The 22,881-nt window shown below is 50.2% G+C and carries 16 protein-coding genes; 6 read left to right on the forward strand and 10 right to left on the reverse strand.

Going from position 1 to position 22,881, the window contains the following annotated elements:
* The 3 genes from F566_RS36890 to F566_RS0110420 all read left to right on the forward strand — a co-directional run.
* Positions 1-138: transposase (locus tag F566_RS36890; protein ID WP_020405375.1), on the forward strand; the 138-nt coding region annotated here is incomplete at its 5' end.
* A gap of 233 nt (positions 139-371) precedes the next feature.
* Complete coding sequence (locus tag F566_RS0110415) at positions 372-1,883, forward strand: thymidine phosphorylase family protein (protein ID WP_020406932.1); 1,512 nt, start codon at positions 372-374, stop codon at positions 1,881-1,883.
* The gene (locus F566_RS0110420) at positions 1,883-2,767 is read left to right on the forward strand and encodes a ribose-phosphate pyrophosphokinase (protein WP_020406933.1); all 885 of its coding nucleotides are present in this window, start codon (positions 1,883-1,885) and stop codon (positions 2,765-2,767) included. The genes F566_RS0110415 and F566_RS0110420 overlap by 1 nt, the downstream gene beginning before the upstream one ends.
* A gap of 48 nt (positions 2,768-2,815) precedes the next feature.
* Here F566_RS0110420 and F566_RS0110425 read toward each other — a convergent pair whose 3' ends face one another.
* Positions 2,816-4,744, reverse strand: coding sequence for a sensor domain-containing diguanylate cyclase (locus tag F566_RS0110425; RefSeq protein WP_020406934.1), 1,929 nt, complete (start codon positions 4,742-4,744; stop codon positions 2,816-2,818).
* 199 nt (positions 4,745-4,943) lie between these two features.
* Between F566_RS0110425 and F566_RS0110430 the strand changes: the two genes are divergently transcribed.
* Positions 4,944-5,906 carry a D-2-hydroxyacid dehydrogenase gene (locus tag F566_RS0110430; RefSeq protein WP_020406935.1) on the forward strand — a complete coding sequence of 321 codons (963 nt, stop codon included), beginning with the start codon at positions 4,944-4,946 and terminating at the stop codon, positions 5,904-5,906.
* Between the two features lie 59 nt (positions 5,907-5,965).
* Here F566_RS0110430 and F566_RS0110435 read toward each other — a convergent pair whose 3' ends face one another.
* Together F566_RS0110435 and F566_RS0110440 are read right to left on the reverse strand one after the other, a co-directional pair.
* On the reverse strand, positions 5,966-6,340 hold the full coding sequence (locus tag F566_RS0110435) for a YciI family protein (protein WP_020406936.1): 375 nt from the start codon (positions 6,338-6,340) through the stop codon (positions 5,966-5,968).
* Positions 6,341-6,432: 92 nt separating this feature from the next.
* Positions 6,433-7,683 (reverse strand): RNA polymerase sigma factor, encoded by a 1,251-nt coding sequence (locus F566_RS0110440; protein WP_157496733.1) that lies wholly within the window; start codon positions 7,681-7,683, stop codon positions 6,433-6,435.
* 265 nt (positions 7,684-7,948) lie between these two features.
* Between F566_RS0110440 and F566_RS0110445 the strand changes: the two genes are divergently transcribed.
* Positions 7,949-8,368: a secondary thiamine-phosphate synthase enzyme YjbQ gene (locus F566_RS0110445; RefSeq protein ID WP_026179908.1), complete on the forward strand. Its 420-nt coding sequence runs from the start codon at positions 7,949-7,951 to the stop codon at positions 8,366-8,368.
* A 12-nt stretch (positions 8,369-8,380) separates the two neighbouring features.
* Positions 8,381-9,703: a YihY/virulence factor BrkB family protein gene (locus tag F566_RS0110450; RefSeq protein ID WP_020406939.1), complete on the forward strand. Its 1,323-nt coding sequence runs from the start codon at positions 8,381-8,383 to the stop codon at positions 9,701-9,703.
* Positions 9,704-9,723: 20 nt separating this feature from the next.
* On the opposite strand, the gene F566_RS0110455 is transcribed toward F566_RS0110450, so the two are convergent.
* The 7 genes from F566_RS0110455 to F566_RS0110485 form a co-directional block, all read right to left on the reverse strand.
* Positions 9,724-12,153, reverse strand: coding sequence for a DUF748 domain-containing protein (locus tag F566_RS0110455; RefSeq protein ID WP_020406940.1), 2,430 nt, complete (start codon positions 12,151-12,153; stop codon positions 9,724-9,726).
* Positions 12,154-12,428: 275 nt separating this feature from the next.
* Positions 12,429-12,629: a hypothetical protein gene (locus F566_RS0110460; RefSeq protein ID WP_020406941.1), complete on the reverse strand. Its 201-nt coding sequence runs from the start codon at positions 12,627-12,629 to the stop codon at positions 12,429-12,431.
* A gap of 325 nt (positions 12,630-12,954) precedes the next feature.
* Entirely contained in the window at positions 12,955-14,178 is a 1,224-nt protein-coding gene (locus F566_RS0110465; RefSeq protein ID WP_020406942.1) for a DUF445 domain-containing protein, read from the reverse strand.
* A 277-nt stretch (positions 14,179-14,455) separates the two neighbouring features.
* A complete protein-coding gene (locus F566_RS0110470) occupies positions 14,456-17,611 on the reverse strand; it encodes an efflux RND transporter permease subunit (RefSeq protein ID WP_020406943.1) in 3,156 nt (1,051 codons plus the stop codon).
* Between the two features lie 7 nt (positions 17,612-17,618).
* Entirely contained in the window at positions 17,619-18,905 is a 1,287-nt protein-coding gene (locus tag F566_RS32555; protein ID WP_020406944.1) for an efflux RND transporter periplasmic adaptor subunit, read from the reverse strand.
* Between the two features lie 34 nt (positions 18,906-18,939).
* A complete protein-coding gene (locus tag F566_RS0110480) occupies positions 18,940-19,701 on the reverse strand; it encodes a 16S rRNA (uracil(1498)-N(3))-methyltransferase (protein ID WP_020406945.1) in 762 nt (253 codons plus the stop codon).
* A gap of 161 nt (positions 19,702-19,862) precedes the next feature.
* Complete coding sequence (locus tag F566_RS0110485; RefSeq protein ID WP_020406946.1) at positions 19,863-22,616, reverse strand: putative bifunctional diguanylate cyclase/phosphodiesterase; 2,754 nt, start codon at positions 22,614-22,616, stop codon at positions 19,863-19,865.
* Between the last annotated feature and the right edge of the window lie 265 nt (positions 22,617-22,881).

A 22,881-nucleotide genomic window follows, 5' to 3' on the forward strand; every position in this document is an offset into this window, starting at 1 on the left:
CACCCGTTCAGATACATCAAGCAGGTGTTTGGTTACGACAAAGTCCGCTATCGAGGCTTGGCCAAGAACAAGAGCCGGCTCTATCTGTTGGCGGCCTTCAGCAATCTGCTGATGGCAAGGAAAGAGCTGCAGGTATAGGGGCAGTGAGCCCAGATGACGCCCCACAGGGGGGGAAGATCCAAAATGGCCGGAAAAACACTCTGAATATTCGGCCATATATCGTCGAGAGTTTGAATTACCTCAGAACCTTGGGGTTATTCAGACTCTCCTTAGCATAGTTGATATAGACTAAAATAGGGTTGAACTGTGTTGCAGTCAGCACTCATTTACCCGAAAGTGAAAATGACTTTTGAGCGTTAGGCAGAACCTGAATGGATCAGCATAATTTTTTATATTTGAGGCGTGTTTATATCGATACGCTGCAGGAGCCGGTTGTATACATGCGGCAGGACTGTCACGTGTGTCGCTCTGAAGGTTTTAATGCCATGTCGCGGGTGCGGGTGAGCACCGGCAATAAGAGCATTATTGCCACCGTCAATAAAGTCACCGATGGTTGGCTGAGTCACCAGCAGGCAGGGTTGTCCGAGGCTGCCTGGCGGCTATTGGGAGCCAGTGAAGGTGAGGTGGCCTATTTCAGCCATACCAAACCTGTGGAATCAATGAGCTTTGTCCGTGGCAAGCTATACGGCACCAGTCTTACCGATGAAACAGCTCAGGCGATCATCAGTGATATCAGTGCCGGTCTGTATTCGGACGTGCAACTGGCGGCTTTCGTGACTGCCTGTTCCGGAAGTCGTCTGGATCGCGATGAGGTGGCTGCACTGACTCAAGCGATGGTGCAGGTGGGTGAAAGACTCGAGTGGGATGATGACCGTATTATGGATAAGCATTGTGTCGGCGGGCTACCCGGTAATCGAACGACGCCCATCGTCGTGGCGATTGTGGCTGCGTCGGGTCTGAAAATGCCCAAGACATCATCCAGAGCGATTACGTCTCCTGCGGGAACTGCTGATACCATGGAAACCATGGCGCCAGTTAATCTTTCGTTAGAGCGTATGAAAGACGTGGTAAAAGAGCAGGGAGCCTGTATCGCCTGGGGAGGTTCGGTTAGTCTGAGCCCGGCTGATGATGTCCTGATTCGGGTCGAAAGAGCGCTCGATCTGGATAGTGAAGGTCAGTTAGTGGCTTCTGTTTTGTCCAAAAAAGTGGCCGCCGGATCCACACATGTATTGATCGATATTCCTATTGGCCCCACTGCCAAGGTACGTAGCGAAGCTTATGCCCAACGTTTGGCTGATCAATTGAAATACACCGGAGAAAAGCTGGGGATATGTGTTGAAACCTGTTTCAGTGACGGCAGTCAGCCGGTTGGCAGAGGGGTCGGTCCGGCGCTGGAAGCCAGAGATGTGCTGGCGGTTTTGCGTAACCAGACAGATGCTCCGATGGACTTGAAAGACCGTGCCTTGACGTTGGCCGGCCGACTTCTGGAAATGGGAGGGAAGGCTGCGCCGGGCAGCGGAAGGGAACAGGCCAGGGCTTATATTGAGAATGGCGAAGCGCTGGCGCGTTTCATGGCCATCTGCGAGGCTCAGGGTGGTTTTCGAGAGCCCATACTGGGAGGCCATACCAAGGTAGTGAAAGCTGTACGCAGTGGATTGTTGACCTTCATGAATAATCGCTTTATGGCCAAGCTGGCCAAGCTGCTCGGAGCGCCGACAGACTCTGGTGCGGGTTTGGATATGCATGTTCGCCTGGGAGAAAAAATCTCTATTGGACAGCCACTCTATACGTTATATGCCGAGTCTCATGGAGAATTGGCCTACGCCTTGGATTTTCTGAAAGAACACAGGGAAGAATTCCGTATTGAAGAGGAAATTCTGTAATGGAGTTGTTTAATTTGAGTCCGGCTCATCCTATCGTCGGGCAAATACTGGCTCAGCCCGGAATAAATGCCGGAGAGTTTGAGCTTCGACACTTTCCCGATGGTGAAAGCTACATTCGGGTTGATAGTGATATTAATGCGAATGATGGTGCGGAGGCTGCCATATTCTGCGAGTTGTCCTCTCCCGATGACAAGCTATTGTCGCTGCTGTTTCTGGCAGACACTCTCAGGGATCTCGGATGGCGTAACATCCGGTTATTGACGCCGTATCTTCCGTATATGCGTCAGGATATCCGGTTTAAACCCGGTGAAGGTATTACATCCCGTTATTTTGCCAGAATACTTTCCGCCAGTTTCGATCATCTGATTACCATTGACCCCCATTTACATCGTTATAATTCCCTGGATGAAATTTACACTTTGTCGAGCCAGGTATTGACTGCTTCTGAATCCATAGCTCACTGGATCAGAAGCGAGGTACCGGGAGGGGTGATTGTCGGGCCTGACAGTGAAAGTGACCAGTGGGTGTCCAGCGTCGCGAGGATGGCGGGCTGCGAACAGCTGGTATTCAATAAGACCCGGGCCGGAGATAAGGATGTGTCCATTGACGCTGGTGATCTCAGCCAATTCAAAGGCCGCACACCGATTATGGTGGATGATATTATTTCCACCGGGCGTACCATGATTGAAGCGGCTGAACAGATGGTATCCATGGGATTGAATCCCCCTGTCTGCATCGGTGTTCATGCTCTGTTTGCTGATGATGCCTGGCAGGCCATGCAGCAGGCACCAATCGAGAGAATCGTCAGTTGCAATACCATTCCCCATCCCTCCAACGCCATTGATATCACCGGCGTGATGTTAAAAGGGCTGCTGGAAAGCTGATCGAGGTAGTTGAGCTTCCATACAGCGCGACAGAAATGGATGAGAAGCTCAGCTGTCCAAAGAGAACTGAACAGCATTGCCACCTTGATTGCGTGCCGTTTCAATCGCAGATCTGGCCCGGCGGATTATGCCTTCCATGCTATCGGAAATATCCGGGATCTCGTTACTGATACCAATACTGAGGGTCACTGTAAACCGATGTCCTTCAACCACCATCAACTTGGCCTCACTATAGCTGCGAACATGCTCGGCGACCTGTAAGGCATTCTCAATCGCGCTGTGGGGCAGCAGCAGAGCAAACTCGTCCTCACTTAGCCGGTAAGCCCTGTCGCCAGCTCTTTCCGTGAGATCTTCAAGTTTTTTTCCCAGTTCTTTGAGATAGGACTTAATGGCGACCTGACCATAGTTTTTGTTGACCTGCTCAAAATTATCCACTTTGATCAGGACCAGTGACAGTGACGAGACAGACCTTGCACAGCGGCTCCATTCTTCCTGTAAATGAAGCCTGAACTGATCCATGGAATACAGTTGTGTCAGTTCATTGCGAACGGCCAGTTCCCGAAGCTGTGAGTTGACCCGGGAAAGGGTGGACAGAGCGGTTTTCAGCTCTTCGGTGCGCAGTGCTACCCGCCGCTCGAGTTCTTCGTTGGTCTGCTGTTGTACCTCTAGCGTTTCTTGCTGTGCCTCACGTGCTTCTCTTTCCAATTGCAGAGCTCGTTCCTGCATTAGAAGTCGTTGTTTACGTTCCTGGTTGATACGCTGGGCCAATGCCAGAGAGAATAGAAATACTTCAGCCGTGGAGCCAATCTGAGGTCCGTACTCAATAATATGCAAATTGGGAAGTACGGCTATTTTTGTCAGAACAATTGAAATGTTGCCTATCAGGAATATTCCCCAGCCAATGGTAAAAATAGGGGCATTGCTAGTGCCAAGCCACCACAGAAAAGCTCCACTGCCTAAAAGGATAATGGACAGCAAAAATACAGTGAACATTGCCAGCTTCAAGGCCATGACATAAGGTGCCGACAACGCCATGATAGAAGAGGCCACCCCGAGTACTACGCCAGAAAGTATCAAGTAGCCGAGTCCTTTGTGCTGGGTGTGGAGGTCGAGATAGCGATAGGAAAACAGACTGGCGAAAATCATGCTGGTGCCGATGAAAAAGATCAGTTGGTGCTGGTTCCATCCTGGTGAATCCGGCCAGAAAAACTGATAAGAGGTTCCGTGCAGGCTAAGCTGGACAATTGCAATGGACACGACATAAGCCACGTACAGGCCGTATATCGAATCACGTATCAATATCCAGAGAATCAGGTTATACCCTGCCATTGCCAGCATAATGCCGGTGAACAGGAGTTGAGCCGCCAGTAACCATTGATCCTCGTCCAGAAATAATTGCGGTTCCCAAAGCACCGCTGGTAATTGCATGGAACCTTCAGTTTTGACTCTGATAAATATCTCGTAGCTTTGCTGAGGTCCAAACTTTAACGGAAATACGAAATGCCGGTTGGCCACCGGTCGGTGGCTGAAGGGCAAGGCATCCCCGGTGCGGTAACTGGCCAGTACGTAACCATCCGTCAGCAGATAGACTTCCACCGTATCAAGAACCGGATATTGTATTTCCAGCCATCTTTCAAATTCACGGGTTGTCGGATTGGTAACATTCAGACGAAACCAATAGGGTGGTGTGTTCAGCCCGAAGTTCGGGTTTTCACTGGTACCTTTACGCCAGGTCAGCGCAACTCTTTGATAAACGATGTCTTCCAGGAGTATGCTTGCTTCTTTATCCTGGCTCCACCAAAGATAAGGCGCAATATTGACTTCTTTGGTATCCGGTGAGAGGACGATGCTTTCGTAGTTGGCTTCTGCTCTGGCATTGTCGCCGGTGATGGCAACACTGAGTAATGTCAGCCCAAGTAGTGCCACCAGACAATGCAGGTAGAGAAATTGAACATTATGTTTCTCGCTTCTGACCATTTCTAGTCCACGTACAATGACGGTGGTGGGACAAACTGGAACAGGGGTTGCCGCGCAAATTTGGGTATCAGCAAAGCTGCACTTCATTCCATTGTAGTGCGCATATTGCCAGTTTTCATAATATGAGAACTATAAATGCCGATTGGGTATTCGTAAGTCCGGGTTAGATTTTAGGTTACACGTTACTGGGAGATGTTTAATGAAAGCGGTTATTTTGGATGCCGACAGTTTGGGTTCTGAAATCACTTTGCAGTCGATTGAGCAAAGTGTTCCTGAGTTTACGCAGCATAATCACACATCGCCAGAGCAGGTAGATGAACGCATACAGGGGTATGACGTGGTCATCGTTAACAAGGTCGTACTGAATGAACGTCATATGATCGAGAACCCCCAGCTCAAGCTGATTGCGGTGACGGCGACGGGGACCAATAACATTGATATGGCCGCTGCAGAAAAGCACGGGATCGAGGTCAGGAATGTGGCCCACTACGGGACAGCGACGATTGTCCAGCATGTATATTCTTTGTTGCTGGCATTGTCGAATAACCTGCTTTCCTATGTGGATGCAGTCGAGGATGGACACTGGCATCAGAGTCAGACTTTCTGCCTGATGGATTTTCCGATCCGCGAGCTGGCAGGTAGGAAAATGGGTATTATCGGCTTCGGTGAGCTAGGCAAGGCGGTTGCGAAGGTGGCACCTGCTTTCGGGATGGATGTTCTGGTTGGCGCCAGACCGGGAGGGAAAACGGGGCACCATGACGGTGTGGAATATCTTCCACTGGATGAACTGCTGCCACAGGTAGATGTGCTGAGCCTGCACTGTTTGCTGTCTGATGAAACCCATAACATGCTGAATGCCGAAACCCTGTCGATGATGAAGCCGGATGCGATATTGATTAATACCGCACGGGGTGGCCTCGTGAATGAACAGGCGCTGGCTGAGGCGTTAAAAGAGGGGAGGCTGGGCGGTGCCGGCTTTGATGTTCTGACCACAGAACCGCCGGTGGAGGGAAACCCATTGTTACAGGGCGATATTCCCAATCTGATCGTTACGCCGCACTGCGCCTGGGCCAGTCGTGAGGCCAGGCAGAGACTGATAGATATGACAGCAGACAATATTCGTCGTTTTGTCGAACACCAACAGACACGAGTGCCGCTTTAATGCGGCACGGTCCAGGCCTGAATTGGGGCTGGCCCAAATTGACTTGTCGCAGGAAAGTTTCAGGCGTAGCTGACATTACCTTCAGCCATGAGTTCTCTAACCGGCCTGACTTCCACTGAACCATAGCGGGCCGGTGGAATTCTCTCAGCCAGCTGAATAGCCTCGTTCAGATCCTTTGCTTCCAGCAGGTAGTAGCCTGCCAACTGCTCTTTGGTTTCCGCAAAGGGGCCGTCCATAGTACTGACCTGATTATTCCTGATTCGAATGGTTGTCGCACTGGCGACGGGATGAAGGGGCGCTCCGTCCAAAAAGTGTCCCTGGTTCTGAAGACCTTCCACACAGGACATACATTCCCTGTTCAACGCATCCCACTCTTGTTGACTCAATTGTGCCATTTGGGTTTCGTCATAATATACCAGGCATAAGTATTTCATTAATCTCTCCTTATTGGGTTAGGGTATAACCTGGTCGAATGGTGAACGGCCTATTCGACAGTGGTGATTCCGTTTCAGAATGCTTTATGCATTTATCGGGGGAGCTCGTTTATTCGTTCCTGAAGATAGCGACGTTCTGGCTCCTGTTGTGCAAGTTCAAGGGCATCTAGATAAGAGCGCCTGGCTTCTTCATTTCTGTCCAGGCGGCGGTAAAGATCGGCCTTTGCCGCATAGGCCAGATGATATTGAGTCAGTTCCCCCCGCTGCAGAATCTCATTGATTAATTTGATCCCATCTTCGGGACCGTCTCGCATGGCAATAGCAACGGCTCGATTCAATTCAACCACTGGTGAGGGAGTTGCCTGTAGCAGGAACGTATATAGTCCGCAGATTTCGTTCCAGTTCGTGTCCCTATAAGTCCGGGCATTCGCGTGAGCAGCGGCAATGGCTGCCTGCAGAGTATAAGTACCGACCGATTCTGCGGTCAGAGCCTGCCGGACCAGGGAAGTCCCTTCCTCAATAGCGTTTCTGTCCCATAGGTTTCTGTCCTGATCCTCCAGGAGTATCAGGTCGCCTGCTTCATTTGTGCGGGCGTCTCTTCTGGCATTGTGCAGTAACATCATGGCCAGCAGCCCCTTGACCTCCGCATCATCAATCAGTTGATTCAACAACTGACCGAGGCGGATGGCCTCGTCTGTAAAATCCGGGCGCAGGAGGTCATTCCCGGTTGACGCGGCATAGCCTTCGTTGAAAATCAGGTAAACCACCTGCAGTACCGACTCCAGTCGCGCGGGAAGCTCCGATGCAGGAGGCCCCTCGTAGGGGATCCCGGCATTCTTGATTTTGGCTTTGGCCCTGACAATGCGCTGCGCAACGGTTGTAGGCTTGATCAGAAAAGCGCTGGCAATTTCCTCTGTGCTCAGGTCGCAAATCTCCCGTAGTGTCATGGCGACCTGGGCTTCCTGGGCAAGACTGGGATGACAGCAGATGAAAATCAGCCTGAGGCGATCATCGTCAATCTGGTCATCTGTCTGATCTGCCGGGTCGATTGATTCCTGTTCCAACTGGGCCGCAATGTCATTCTGGGCGGCATCGAATCTGGCATCCCGTCTGAGCCGGTCGATAATCTTAAAGCGTCCGGTCGACACCAGCCAGGCCCTTGGGTTAGATGGGATACCTTCCTCCGGCCATTGTTTGACCGCTGCTGCAAAGGCCTCATGCAGAGCCTCTTCGGCAAGCTCAAATTGGCCCAGTACCCGGATAAGAGTGGCCAACACCCGGCGGGATTCTGCCCGGTACAGATAGTCGATGGCAGCTTTCACGTTAGGGGGAGAATTCTGCAAAGGGTTTCCTTTCCTTGTCGGTTGCCTGAAATGTCACGTGGAGTGTCGAGCGCAATAGCGCTAATATGCCAGAATTTCGGTGGGACAGTCACCTGGGGCTGCGAATGTTGTTACAAGACACAACGTTCATGTTCATCCAGGGCTGAGTGGTTGAGCATGCTAGTGTTTAAGTCCATTGAGACTGTATTTAACTCAATGAAAACTGTGTTGGTTGGGCTCAAAGAAGGCACCTTCTGATTCAGAAAAGAATGTGGATACCAAAAGAATGTGGATACAAAAAGAGATTCGCTTAAAGCCAAAAACCAGAGGGTTTCATCTGGTTACTCGAGAGGTGTGTCAGAATCTGCCGGAAATTGAATCGATAAAAGTGGGGGTTATGCATTTGTTTATCCAGCATACCAGTGCCTCCCTGACCATTAACGAGAATGCTGATCCCACGGTAAGGGACGACATGGAATCGCATTTCAACCAGACAGTTCCGGAAAATGCTCCATACTATAAGCATACTCTGGAAGGTGCAGATGATATGCCAGCCCATATTAAAACCGTTACAGTTGGCCATAGTATCAGTGTTCCTGTGACCGATGGACGCCTGGCATTGGGAACATGGCAGGGAATTTACCTTGGGGAGCACCGCAATCATGGTGGCTCGCGGAGATTGGTGGCGACCCTTTGGGGCGAATAAATAGAGGAAGATATGTCGGAAACGAGCACAGGAAACTGGATAACACGGTTTGACAGATGGTTGTGGCAGCGCGAATCAGCCAATGATTCTAAATGGCTGAATGTCGGCTGGCATATTGCCAGAGTGCTGTTTGCGGTGGTGCGGGATCTGGTTAATGGTCACATCACCCTGCATGCCATGAGCCTTGTTTATACGACATTGCTGTCTATTGTTCCGTTCCTGGCTCTCAGTTTTTCGGTACTCAAGGGGTTTAATGTTCATCACAGCCAGTTACAACCCATGTTATTGGAACTGCTTGCCCCATTGGGGGATAAAGGGATTGAAGTCGTAGATAATGTGCTGTCCTTTGTCGACAATATCAAGGTTGGGGTGTTGGGATCTGTTGGTCTGGGTCTGCTGATTTATACGGTTATATCCCTGGTTCAGAAAGTTGAACGCTCCTTCAATGAGATCTGGCGGGTGACACATATCCGATCGCTTGCACAGAGGTTCAGTAATTACCTGAGTGTGATACTGGTTGGTCCTCTATTGGTGTTTTCGGCTTTGGGGGCCACGGCCACGGTTGTAGGGTCGGATGTAGTGGTTCAGCTTCGTAGCGTGGAACCTTTTGGCTGGTTGTTTTCGTTCTTCAGTCGCATGACGCCATACCTCATGATCATCGGTCTGTTTACTTTTCTCTATGTCTTTATTCCCAACACTAAAGTCCGCTTGAAGTATGCATTTTTCGGTGGTTTGGTGGCGGGGGTGATCTGGCAGAGTGCTGGATTTGCCTTTACCAAAATTGTCGCCGGTTCAACCAATTATGCGGCTATTTATTCAGGGTTTGCTGTTGGCATTATTCTGTTGATCTGGATATATCTGGCCTGGCTGATACTGCTGATTGGAGCCTCCGTGGCTTTCTATGCCCAGCATTCCATGCAGATCACGCGGGATGCAAGGCAGAAGCCCAGTGCAGAAGTTGATGAGCGCACCGGGCTTTCAATCCTGTATCGGGTGTGTCGGCACTTTGATCAGCTGGGGGGAGGAATTTCAATTTCTGATATGGAGTCTGATCTGTCGGTTGGACCAGAGGTGATACAGCGGATGATCAACAAGTTGACCCGCTCGGGTCTGCTGGCACTCTCCGGCACTGATAAGGATGAGCTGTTACCTGCAAAGTCCCTGGATAGAATGTTGATGAGAGAAGTCCTGACAGTTCTGCGCTCAGCTGAATCACCGCTGCCTCCGTCACTCAAGCGAGATCATGAGGTCACGGTGATGTATGACAGGCTACAGAAGTCGCTAAACGACACTCTGGAAGACATGACACTCGCCGAGTGGGTTCGTTCTTCGTGAGATAGCCAGAACCGTTCCAGCTATAGATCAAACTCCATTCTTGGCTGGGCATCTGCTTCCTGATCAATACCGGGAGCACACAGCAATACTCTGGAGGAATTGATGTCTCTGTCTATCAGGAAATCCTTCACCGCCTCGCCGCGGGCAGTCGAAGTTTCTTTGAGGGATTTGAGTTGCTCCTCTGAGAGTGCCTCCGGAATCTGCTCAAGGTTAAGGTCAGCGACAGTTGCGTAAGGACAGGCTTTGAGCTGGGCATCCTCTTTGTCCTTGAGGAGTTTGGCCAGCTCTTCAAGAAATGCCTCCTGATCTTCAGCAATGGTGGTTTGCATTGGGGGGAACGCCAGGGGCTCGACTCTGACTTTCAGCATTTGTTCGCCGGCAATCTGGGCAATGCTGACCACATTGGCATAGGGGACGAAGGTCTGCATGACATAAGTCGTCGTGGCCTTAAACAGTGCTTTTTTGAATATGATACTCAGGAAGCTACCCCAGCCGAACTCCGGGTCGTCAATGTTTCCAGTCATGGGGACTTCCAGATCGATATTGTCCTGCCCATCCTTCAACATTCCCACAGCAACGTTCAGGGGGATTGCTCCTGCATCAGCGGTTGTGCTTTGCTGGACTTTACTGCCACTCAAATCGAATTCCCGCATGGTCAACAGAGTTTTTCCGTCAAGGATTCCCTGATCGATCGTCATGACCACATTCATGTCCAATTGCCCGCTTTCAATGTCATAGCCCAGAGCGTTGGATACATAGGGTGAGAATGGCGGAAGTTCGGCTTCAGTAATTTCAGTACGGGTGTCCAGGCTGAGCTTTTCCGCAAATGGATATAAGCGTGTATCTGTTTTAATAGCAGAATATTTGCTGGTTCTGCCGTCCAGTACAACGTGTATCGCCTGCTGGGGATCGCGGGTATTAACGCCTTCGACCAGCAGGGAATTGATGAACAGCGTCTGTTCCAATGAAGGAGTGACTCCGGCATCAGTCACATGGACGCTGGATTCGCCGTCCACTGATAGCTGCTGAAGTATCACGAAGAAAGGTGAAGAAGCTGTCTCTGGTTCTATTGACTCGGAGGGAACCTCTTGAGGTTGTTCACCCTCTGTCTGCCCGTCAGTTGTTTGTTCCTCAGCTTCTTGGCTGGTCGCTGTTTCCGGTTTCGGGTCGAAGGTCACCAGAGTGGTTACCCGGCGTTCCTGGTCGAGCAAAATCTGGGAATTAAGATCGCTCAGTCGAATCTGGTTGATTTCCGCACCTTCTCCTGAGACATCTATTTTCTCAACGATCAGACTGCCAATTTGCAACAGAGCCGGCAACTGGCCACTCTCATGACTGGTTTGTGAGACTGTGAGCCCACTGCTGCTGACCTGACCGATGGACAGGTTAAAGTCTGACCCGAATGCGGAGGTTTGTAGCGGTGATATTTCAAGTGAATCCCAGGAAGCCAGCAGATTCTTACCGGACAGGTCACTTATGCGGCTATTAAGACTATTCAGGCTGCCCTCGAGTACCAGAGCAATGTCACCCTCGTTGGGCACTTTCAGTTGAAGAGAATTAAGTCCAAGTTGAGTTCGTTCACTTTCGATGGCAAGGTCCGCGGCTGGGAGAGATAAACGGTCAAGGTCAAACTGTTTGGTTGTTGCCGTCACAACCAGGTTGTCAGGTTTTTGATTGACGACCACCTCACCTACCAATGTCAGGTTCACATTGCCCTGATTCATAGGGGAAGGGACATAATGGGAGAATTGTTCAAGACTGGCGGTCAGGAGTTTTATATCCAGCCAGATCAGTAACTGTTCCGGTTCGTAGCGAAAAGATGAGCCCAGGTCCAGGGTGGCGCCATTCACAATCGCTGATAAAGACGCATTCCCTTTCCAGTTAAGTCCCTGACCCTCGATGTTATTCACTCTGACTTCATTAAGTGTCAGTTCGTCATGCAATTGCGTATCGCTTGCATCTGCTCCCAGCCGGGTAATATTGATCTGGCTGTCGGTGAAAAGGATAGAAGGCAGAAGAATATTCCAGGGCTCTGCCTCAGAATTATCCGGAGCGCTTTCCTCTTCGACAGATGCCTGATCGTTCACTTTGACCCCGGCGATCTGCCAGCCGTCTGACAGTTGGGTGATGTCCAGATGTAATCCGTTGATCTCAATCAGATCCACGACAACATTTTTTTCAAATAAAGGCAGCAGTGACAATGTCAGCCTGAAGCCGTCCAGCTTAAATTCAAGATTATTATCCAGAGTGACTTTCAGTTCTTCAGCACCGACAGTCGTCGTAAAAGGATTCAGGGTCAGGGATTCGGCACTGAATGTGGCACCATGTTCTGCAAAAAAGTCTTCCAGTACTGACTTGGCTATGATGGGGGTCAGTCCCCAGATAATCAGTAAAAGGCTAACCAATACAATAAATAGCGTCAGAATAGTGCGTCTTATGATGCGCTGCATTTTGAGTCCTTAATGAAACCCTGTTTTTGTTTGGAAGGCTTCGTTAAGCGTGCCAACTTTTTTGCAGAATGAAAAGCTGATTTAGCGACTGTGTACGTGGGATGAAGATGACAGGGATCGAACAAGGGAACTGACAGCTGAGTCGTTCATTGAACGATCGACTGACATAAAAAATGGAGAGAGATGATTATCATCGCCTCCCTGCGGTGATCAAAGTCTACGGTGATCTAAAAAGGACGTCCCTGCAAGATGACGAGGAGGGGTCTCTGTAAAGATCAGCGCCTGGAAATTTCGCCCAACACTTCGCAGCGCTCAAGAATCATGCGCTCATAATCTGCTGTCAGATTACTCTCTATAGACGAAAGCTGTTTGCGGCTGTCCAGATAGCGAATGAGACGCTGAACATCCTTGAACAATTGCTTTTCCAAACGCTCACGGGAAGTTTCATCCCGACCCAGCCGACTTTGGTGATACATTGAGGTCATCCTGTTAACACTCTGTTACGTTTTTGTCAATTCTATCTATGTGCAAAAAAATGTCAAAAAATATTCAAAAGTTATAGTCCTTATGGTCTATTTTCCCGATAAACGGTTACTTTTTGATTAAAAATTGAACGCTTATAGCTTAGCAGACTTAGACGGTGCGTAAAAAGTGATCATTACTGAGCGGCTGTTAGAAGCCCCTGAACGGTTAATGCTTAAATAGCTTTAACATTTCGCCCCCCGGACTTCTGTCTGTCGGGTTTCTAATAAAAAGTACTTTGATAGAGAAGGTACTTGAGAGAAGACGCCCTGAATGGCTTCAGAACGTCCAGTCGAAAATAAAAATCAGTTGTAGCAACCCAGCCAGTGCGCCAAGGACGCCACCGATAGCAATAAGCTTGATTTCATCTTCTTGAAAGCAGGGCCGGAGAAGGTCTTGGAACTCTCCGGGAGACAGCGCTTCCATCCTGGCTCGCATAATACGCTCAACAGCTTCTGCCCGTTCTTGGTTGAACATCGGGTCATTCAACATCTCAGATGAAATCTCAACGGCTCTGTCGCCGACTTTCATCTTAAGGTCTGCAAATTTCTTGGGCCCCAGTGCAATCTGGGTGAGGGGTTTGCTGATACCGACGGTATCATCGACTATGGGTTTAACGTGTTTCTTGATAAGACTTCTGGTTCTGGCACTTTGGGGACCATTTAACATGGCATTTACGATACGGCCGACCGTCAGAATTTCGTGGGTGACAATACCACAGAAAGAACCGGCCACTTCCTTCTGGCGCTTGAGGAATAGCCCATGGAGACGAATAGGGCCGATCTTTATCGGGTGCAGAGGGCGAAATATTACGTTCAGAGCAATCCAGTTCGTGGCCCAACCTACCAGGAAACCGCATACAGGCAATACCCAAAGATTGGGGAAGAGCGCCCATAGCCCCATTTGCAGCATGCCGAATAGCAAACCAAACCCCAGTCCACTGTTGATGATGAAGCGGAATTCCGCATCGCCGCATTCGAGAAAAATACGATTCAGTAGATGTTTGTCTGCCACTAACTGCCGGGTAACCATATCTTTGATATCCAGCAGGTCTTCCACCTGTTCGCCAATGTCCTCCACCAATTTGTCAATTAAGGAAGGTGCACTTTTCCGCACCCGGGAGTAGACCATGGACTTCATACTGGTTGGCAGGTTCTCCCAAAGTGTTGGGTGCTCGCTCAGCATGAATTCATCCACATATTCCTCAATTCTGGGCAGGACGGTGGCGACGATGTGTTCAGCAAGCACGGAGGGATCAATTTGTTCAAACACTTCCTGAACCGTGCCTATTCTGGAGATGGTGGAATCGACACTGATCACTGCCATTCTTTCGGCTTTGGAGGGGATAATGCCCTGCCATCCGAAAATAGGTTTGAGTCCGGTGAACTCGAGAGGGTAAAAGGTGAGTTTGATGGCCAGCCAGTTGGTGCTCCAGCCGATGAATGCTGCGATTAGAGGAATACTGCCGTATTTCCAGATATCAGGGTTGGATAGCCAGTCCATGAAGCGGGCTCCACTTTGTTGACAGATTTATCAGCCTGGAATTGTCATGAAAATGACATAGGTTATGCACACTAATTGTGCGATCCCGAATAGTGTCAAATTTCTGTTACACCCATAGTGGGTGACTCAGAGAGGTAATAACCTATTGATTTTTCGAATGTCGAAGCAACCTGTTTTCACGAGAATCTAAATCTGCTTCGCAAAAATAGCGCCAGAACAGGCTTGGCGCTTAATTTTCCACAAAGTTATCCACAGGCTGGATAGGATGGGATACTGTTTAAGTGGCTTCTGAGGGGGGAGCTGTTTTCCACCATTTCTGGCTGCGCTCAATAATGCCCTCGATTAATGACAGTATGACCGGGATCACGACCAATACCAGAATGGTGGCAAACGCGAGCCCGAAGGAAATACTGACCGCCATAGGAATCAGGAACTGTGCCTGAAGGCTGGTTTCAAACAATAGCGGCAGCAAGCCGGCGATAGTGGTCAGAGAAGTTAACAGCACGGCTCTGAGACGTTGGCAGGAGGCTTCTATCAGCGCCTGGGTTCGGGGCATTCCCTTCTGTCTCTGGTCCTGATAGAAGGTGACCAGAATTATGGAGTCATTCACCACAATCCCGGAAAGGCCAAAGAATCCGAACAAAGAAAGAATGGTGAGGTCCAGCCCCATCAGCCAGTGGCCTATAATGGCTCCGGTGAGCCCGAAGGGGATTGCGGCCATAACGGCGAGCGGCCAGAAGTAAGAGGCAAATACCCATGCCAGAATCACATATATCAGAGAAATACCGATCACCGCGCCGAACATCATGTCCAGACCAGTATCCCGCTGTTCTTCTGCTTTCCCCTTGAATTCATACACCAGTCCGTAGTTATTGGCGATCGCCCGCATAACGGAGGTGTCCAGTTCGTCCAGGACGGTATTGGCGTTGGTGATGCTGGCGTCCACTTCCGCTGTCACATGAATGCCGAGCTTTCCGTCGGTATGACGAAGAAGTTCCAGGCCTCTGCGGGACTCCAACTCGATCACATTTTCAAGAAGCACGACCTCCCGCTGTGGGGTGATAATAGGGAAACTGGTCAAAGCGCTCTGATGGTCTCTTTCAGTGTCCGGCAACACGATGCGGACTTCGATTTCGTCTTCATTTTCATTGATGATCTGCAGTAACTGACCGTCGAATGCCGCGCGAAGCTGTCTGCCCACATCCGCTACGCTAAGCCCCAGCGCCTGCCCCGTGGGAGTCAGCTTATAGATGAACTGCTGTTTACCGTAGGGCAAATCATCCTGGATATTACTCGCCCCCTCAAAGGTTCGAAGAGCTGTCATGACTTCCTCTGCGGCTGCTTTCAGACGGTCTGGTGCGGCGTTACGAAGGAATACGTCAATATCTTTGCCCGGAGGACCTCCGCGAGGGCTGGTAATGGATAGCTGTTCGATACCATCAATTGAGGGGAGTTTGGATTCCCAGGTTTTTACGATGTCATAGTTGCGGATATTTCGTTGGTCTGGGGAGGCCAGTTCAGCCTGTACCGTCGCATACTGGTCACCACTTTGAAAGTTCTGACCACCATCAAAACTGCCGGTATTAATCCGGACCAGGGAGTGCAGCACCAGATCAGTCTCGTTTTCCTTCAGAGTTTCATTGGTTTCCCAAAGCGCCTCTTCCATCCTGTGGGCATAGGCTTCCACTTTTTCTGCTGGCGTCCCGGCGGCAAATTTAACGCTGCCAATCAGGAAAGTGTTCTCGGGCGTCGGGAAAAAAGTGAACTGTAAACGACCACTAATAAGTAACGACAAAGCAAATGCAAACAGGCAAAACACCAGGATAAGTGTATATAACCTGTTATTCAGTGCCACTGTGACCAGCGGTCGGAAACGCCGATCCCGGATATTATTGAACCAATCATCAAGTTTCTGGCGGAAGGGGCCGGGCTTTTTGTGGTGATTTCGATGAAAGCTGTGGCGCAGGTGACCTGGAAGTACCAGAAAGCTCTCTATGAGTGAGGCAATAATGACACAGATAATGACAATGGGAATGGCTACCAGGATATTGCCAATAATGCCGCCAATGATCATCAGCGGTAAAAACGCCGCAATCGTCGTGAGTGACGACGACATGACCGGAACGAACATCCTGCGAGCACCACCCTCAGCGGCCCTGAGGGAATTCTCGCCACTGTTGTAGTGGGTGAGGGCATCCTCCCCCACGACAATGGCATCGTCGACAATGATGCCGAGCGCCATAATCAGGGCAAACAGGCTGACCATATTGATGCTGCCGCCCGCCAGATACATCACCGCTAGAGTTCCCATGAAGGAAACCGGAATACCCAGAGCCACCCAGAAAGCGACTCGACCATTCAGAAATATAAACAGGATGCCGACCACCAGTACCAGACCGCCGAGTCCGTTTTTTAACAGAAGGCTAATTCTGTCCTCAATGAGGACATAGGCTTCACTGACCGGATGCAACTGCACAGAGGGAGGTAGAGTGGGGCGGGTGTCCTCCAGCCAGCGGTTAAAGATATCTGCCATTTCCAGGGTATCAGCGCTCTCTGTCCGCTTGATCTGCATCAGTATCGCTGGCTCCCCTTTGTAGAAAACCTCGACAGTCTGATCCTGGGGGCGTCGTTCAATATTGGCTATATCACCAAGCCTGAGTTGCAGTCCTGTTGCAGTCGTCAGTATGGCAAGTCGACGAAATCCATCTTCATCGGTCTGTTTCTGCAGACTTCGTAGTTCACGTTCGGATTCTTTGCGTCCGGTGGTACCGGCGGGGATATCCTGACTTTGGGCAGTAATCAGGGCGCCGAGCTCCGGCAAGGAGCGCTTCAGGGCATGAAGCTGTGTACTGGGTACCTGGATGGCAATTTCTTCTTCAGGCAGTCCGACAAAGTTGATTTTGGCGATACCCTGATCGAGTAGCTCACGCTCAAACTCGCGTACCAGAGACCGTAGTTCAAAGAGGGATTCTGAAGAGGTTACTACCAGTTGCGCAACATCTTCATAACGCGTGACTTTACTGATCTGCGGGTCTTCTGAATCCGAAGGGAGATTGCGAACAACACTGACCCTCTCCTTGACCTGATCCAGTGCCAGACTCATGTCGCTGCCTTCTTCATACTCCAACACGATGAGGGAAACACCGCGGGTGGAAGTGGAGCGCATTTCCTTTATGGAGTCCAGGTCTCTGAGTTCCTGTTCCAGTGGCGTGGTAATCGAGGTGGCGACATCTTCCGCCGCAGCTCCGGGCCAGATGACCCTGACAGTGATGAAATCCAGCGCGAAGTTAGGCAGAAACTGTGTATTGAGTTTGAGGAGGCCGATGATGCCAGATATCAGCATGATCAGCATCAGCAGATTAGCTGCCACTTTGTGTTGGGCAAAGCGACCGATCAGGTCAGACTGATGTTTCCCTGCATCATCCAGATTCATATGCCGGTTATCCCTGTGGTTCGTTGATGGATGATGTTGTGGGCTTTGCTGCTTCCTGCCGGGACCTGATTTTCAGGCCGGTGACCGCTTTGGGCAATTGTGTGATGACGACTGCTTGTCCGTTTTTCAGTTCTGGCCCGGTGAAGATAACCCGTTCCTTGCCGCTTTCATCACGGTAGCGGCCCAGGCGCTGAATAGTGGTTGCCTGCAGGCGCGATTCTGCATTTACGACAAATATTCGGTTGTCGCCATAAATGGCGCTTAATGGAACGGTAAAGGCATCTTCCTGATAGGGCAGCTTAACGTGCAGATCAATCGGCTTGCCAAGAGGAAGCTGCGTATTACTCACCGGACTAAGGTAGATGTCGATCCCCCCGGTTGCAGGATTCGCTGCTGCAGCGATACGGCTCAATTTCAACTCCACCTGTTCGCCATAGATTATGGCATAGGCAGACACCTGACTATTCTGATTTACCATGTTACGAATTTGTGGAACCCATTTGTCAGGAATCTGCGCTCTGACTTCAAGACTGTCTGATGCCACCAGTTCTATCAGAGGGTCACCGGGGCGAACCCTTTCTCCTGTCGCGACCCGCATCGTCACAACCCTGCCGTCAAAAGGGGCTTTCAAGGCAGTCTGTGCCATATCCAGCTGTGCCAGCGTCAGTTGCGCCTCAGCACGTTTGAGGCGGGCTTCCAGTTGTGCCAGTGAATTGATGAAGTTATTAACGCTGAGTCGGCGGTTGGTCACTGCCAGCTCCTGCTGGTGCAGGGCGCTTAAGGCCGTGTCTGAACGTTCTTCAGAAGTCACCTGGTTTTTCATCAGACGCTGTTGTCGTTCGTAGGCTTTACGGGTGAGGGAAAGCAATGTCTCTTCGGTCTCAAGTGTTTCCAGGTTCGCCTGATGACGGGCTCTGGCCTCGGCAATGGCGGCTTTGAGTTCCTGGACGTCTGCCTGACGTTGAATCAGGCTTGCACCGACTTCAACATCATCCAGGCGTACAAGAATATCGCCTTGCCGGAAATCCCGGCCGGCCAGAAATGGGGTCGCTGTGACCGTCGTATTGCTGCGGCTGGTGATCAGCGCCTGTTGGGTGGACTCCACTTCGCCGATCAGGTCCAGCTCTGGTGAGCGGTCGACCCGCGATAAGCGCTCTGTATCGACGGTCCAGACCGTTTCCTGTTTGGGTTTGACCGGAGGAGTCGGTCTGGAGGATACAAGGTAGGTGATCAGCAAAATCGTCAGGCCGACGATTCCGATGACAAGAAAGTGCTTGGCATTATTTTTTATCATGTAGATCCTGTTTGATGCTGGCTCACTGCCTATATTATTTGAAATCCCCCCAGGTACACTGAAGATAGGAAATCCCGACAATCGGCGCGGTTTCTGTGCGCAGCACCCGCGGGCCCAAACATAACCTTCTAAACCCGTGAGTCTCAGCCAGAGCAACTTCTGCTTCAGCAAACCCGCCTTCTGGTCCTATCAGCAGGGCAATGGTTTCAGGATCCTGATTGTTATCCTGCCATAATGATGTGACATGTTCAGGTTTATTACCTTCAGGATGATCATACGGATGCAGAATCAGTTTGAGATCAGCCTGGATTGACTGAAGCCAGCTTTCCACCTGTTGTACCTCTGTGACTTCCGGCACCACGGCACGACCGGATTGTTCACAGGCGCTGATAACGACCTGCTGCCAATGACTTCGACGCTTTTCTTTGCGGTTGTCATCCAGCCTCACTTCACAGCGTTCACTGGTTAGTGGAGCAATCATGTTGACGCCCAGCTCAACGGCTTTTTGAACCGCGTAATCCATGCGGTCTCCCCTGGAGATGACCTGTCCGAGTGTCACTTTCAGATTGGATTCAGTGTCCAGTGAGATGCGCTCTTCCAGATACAGGCTGGCATCTTTCCTTTCGAGTTGCTGAATGGTCGCTCTGACATCATATCCTTCGCCGTTGAATAGCTGTATCTGATCGCCAGTTTTGAGTCTTAATACACGTCCCACATAGTTGGCGATATCAGGACCGGCACTGATCGTCGTACCAGCCTCAAGTGGCTGAGGGCAGTAAATTCGGATTGTCCGCACGAAGTATCCTTAAGTGGATCAAGTGGATTTGGCTGCCACATTGTAATATGTCCAAACGGAAAAGTGATAAGTGTCAGTGGATTATTTCTCAAATTCCATGGTCCAGGCGGAGATTGGAAAGAGACAGAAAAGAAGGCGAGTGAAGAGGTCAACAGATAGCATCAAGCCGTCTGCTTATCCAGATAAGACAAGATATCCTCGCCAGACAACTCCTCACCGACATAGTACCCCTGAACATAGTCGCAGCCGGCTTCACGAAGCCACTCCAACTGGTCTTTACTTTCGACACCTTCGGCGGATACCCGGATATCCATGTTTTTGGCCAGGGAGATGATGGCGCGGCAAAATGCCGCATCCGTTTTGGTGCTTAAGATATTTTTGATCAGTGCCTTATCAACTTTCAGCATGGAAATTGGGTACTGGCGAAGCACTCTCAGAGAGCTTGTGTTCTGTCCGAAATCGTCCAGGCATATTCGTGGCCCTAAAGCCAATAAACTATTCAGGCCAAACCGCTCATCCCAGATCTGAGAGGTCAAGGTGGTTTCGGTCATATCCAGCAGAACGAACTCCGCGAAGCGGTCATTCAGGTCGAGAATTTGCTTCCAGTGTTTCAGGTGATGTTCGTGCATAAGCTGGCGTCTGGAAATATTGATGGAGATAAAGGGAATATTTTCATCATCTGATAACTGGGCCAATATGCTTTGATAGAGTTGATGAGTCTGCTTCAGTACCCAGTCGCCGATCGCCACGATATGCCCTGTGTCTTCCGCGACTAATATGAAGTCCTCTGGTTTGAGGACGCCCAGTCGAGGGTGATTCCAGCGAATGAGGGCTTCAACTCCCACCAGTTGACCGCTCGCGGCTTCAATAATCGGCTGGTATTCCAGCATTAGCTGTTGATTTTGTACTGCTTTTTGAATATCGATTTCAAGCAAGCCCCGGTGTTTGGCTTCACGGTTCATCTGATCTTCGAAGAACCGGAACTGATTCCGACCGTTATCTTTGGCCTTATACATGGCGATGTCTGAGTGTTTCAGCAAACTGCTGGGGTCTACGCCATCTCTTGGAAAGAGGGTGATACCAATGCTTGCCCCCAGAACGACCTCATAACTGTCGATTGTGAAGGGTTCGTGAAGTTGATTGATCAGTGTTCGTGCCACATGACTGGCATCCATTTCATTTCGCAGATGAGGTAGCACGACTGTAAATTCATCCCCGCCCAGCCGGGACAACAGGTCGCTTTCTCTTAATCTGTCCCGCAAGCGATGAGCGACATGCTGGAGGACTTTGTCCCCAGCCTCATGACCGAGGTTATCGTTGACCTGTTTGAAATGGTCCAGGTCAATAAACAAGAGCGCAAAGTATTGGTCTTCACGACGGTGCGAGGCAATCAGTTGACGCAAATGCTCAAACAGATGATTGCGGTTGGGTAACTGTGTCAGCGGATCAAAGTAAGCCTGGAAGCGCACATGCTGCTCGGTTTTTACGCGCTCGGAAATGTCATGAATGACCAGATAGAAGTAAATGTCCTCATCGGCCTGCATGGTTGATTTGTAGATCTCAATATCCCGTTCTTCGCCATCAGCCACTCGGCATTTGGTAATACTCAGGCCTTTTTCGCTCAGGCTGTTGGAGAGTTCCTGCGCGCTGGCGTTGCCAATAATCAGATTTGTCAGTGGAATGTCTTCAAGCATTTGTCGGGTAAAGCCGAATAGGTCGCAGGCAGCCTGATTGGCTCTGAGTATACGGATGCCGTCTTCGTCCACGATTAGCTGAGGCGCGGTGGATTGTTCAAAAATGGCATAGTGATGGTGCTGACTCACCTGCAGTGCCTGCCGAGAGCTCCAGTGTCGATAGACTAACAGACCCATCATCAACATTAGGAGGCCGGTGAGAATATCTTGCCACATGGATTTCAGTACCGACCACGATAGCTCTGATTTCGGCAGCACCAGGACCATATGCCAGGGTGGACCTTCCAGGCTTTCACGAACGACATACACATTCTTGATTGAAGTGAAATCATTGTCTGGAATATCAAATGGGTGATTGACGAAGTTGGCGACGCTTTCAGGCAAAAGATCGATAAAGCTCAGGTTTTGTGAGGCGCTGCCAGTTTTGTATATGGAATTGTTGAGTATCAGATTACCGTTATCGACCAGCAGTAAAGCGCCAGTCCCTCCGATATTTCCCGGCATCTGCTGGATGAGATGTGTGACATTGACCTCCATTGCCAACAGACCTTGCAAGGATTGCTGGTTGTAGACTGGTTTCACCATGGTGGCAAGCAGTCGGCTTTTCTCCACGTCAATGCTGGTTTGGGTCCAAAATAATATATGTCGCGGGTTTTGATAGGGACGAGCCAAGTCGTAGAAGGCATGAACCAGAGAGTCACCCTTGGTTGAGGGCAGTTTCGAGGCGCTTGCTGGTAACGTGTAAATGAATTCTTCCCTGGAGAAGTAATAGGCTCGCGACAGGCTGGTCAGTGACTTGATAGAGCTGTTCAGAGCGTCAGTCAGAGCCAGAGCGGTGTTTATTTCGCGATAGAAACCTTTGCTGCGTCCTTCAAAGTCGCCAGAAATGACTAATTTGGCCTGAGGGTGTACAGAATTGGGAATGTCTGCACTTAAAGTGTTATCGGTCTGGTTCTGAATTAACATTCCCGGTAGCTGGAAGCTGGAAATGCCTTTGGTATCGTTCAGCGTTTCTGCGAAGAGGCCAGTGATCAGATTATGGTGCTTCTCATAGACAGAAACTTTATGTGACAGGTCTTCCCCAAGATGCTTCAGCATCGCTCTTACTTCTGCCTGATGCTGTGCCTTTCGGTGAAAGTAATCACCAATCAGTCCCCCCGCGACAACCAGTGGAAGCAGGATGTAAACGAGTGTGCGGAGTACGGCTTGAAGAGATCCCATTGAAATCCGTGGCTGATTTACTGGTTCATGGTAACGGTAAAACGCTTAGCGGGCCCTTGAAAAACTACCTGCGTTGCGGCTGCGGTATTAAAAACTGTCTCAAAATGCTCATTTACTTTTGTAAACTCTGCTATTTCGGGCGTTTTTGCTTTGCATCAGCGGCCTCGCCAACGTTTATCAACAGCCTGTCAGGGAACGACCCGGTTAACTGTTTACCGGGCCACGAATATTTACTCGTAGCGTACAGTAAAAAAGTATACGTTAA

The organism is Hahella ganghwensis DSM 17046, from assembly GCF_000376785.1.
GTDB lineage: Bacteria > Pseudomonadota > Gammaproteobacteria > Pseudomonadales > Oleiphilaceae > Hahella > Hahella ganghwensis.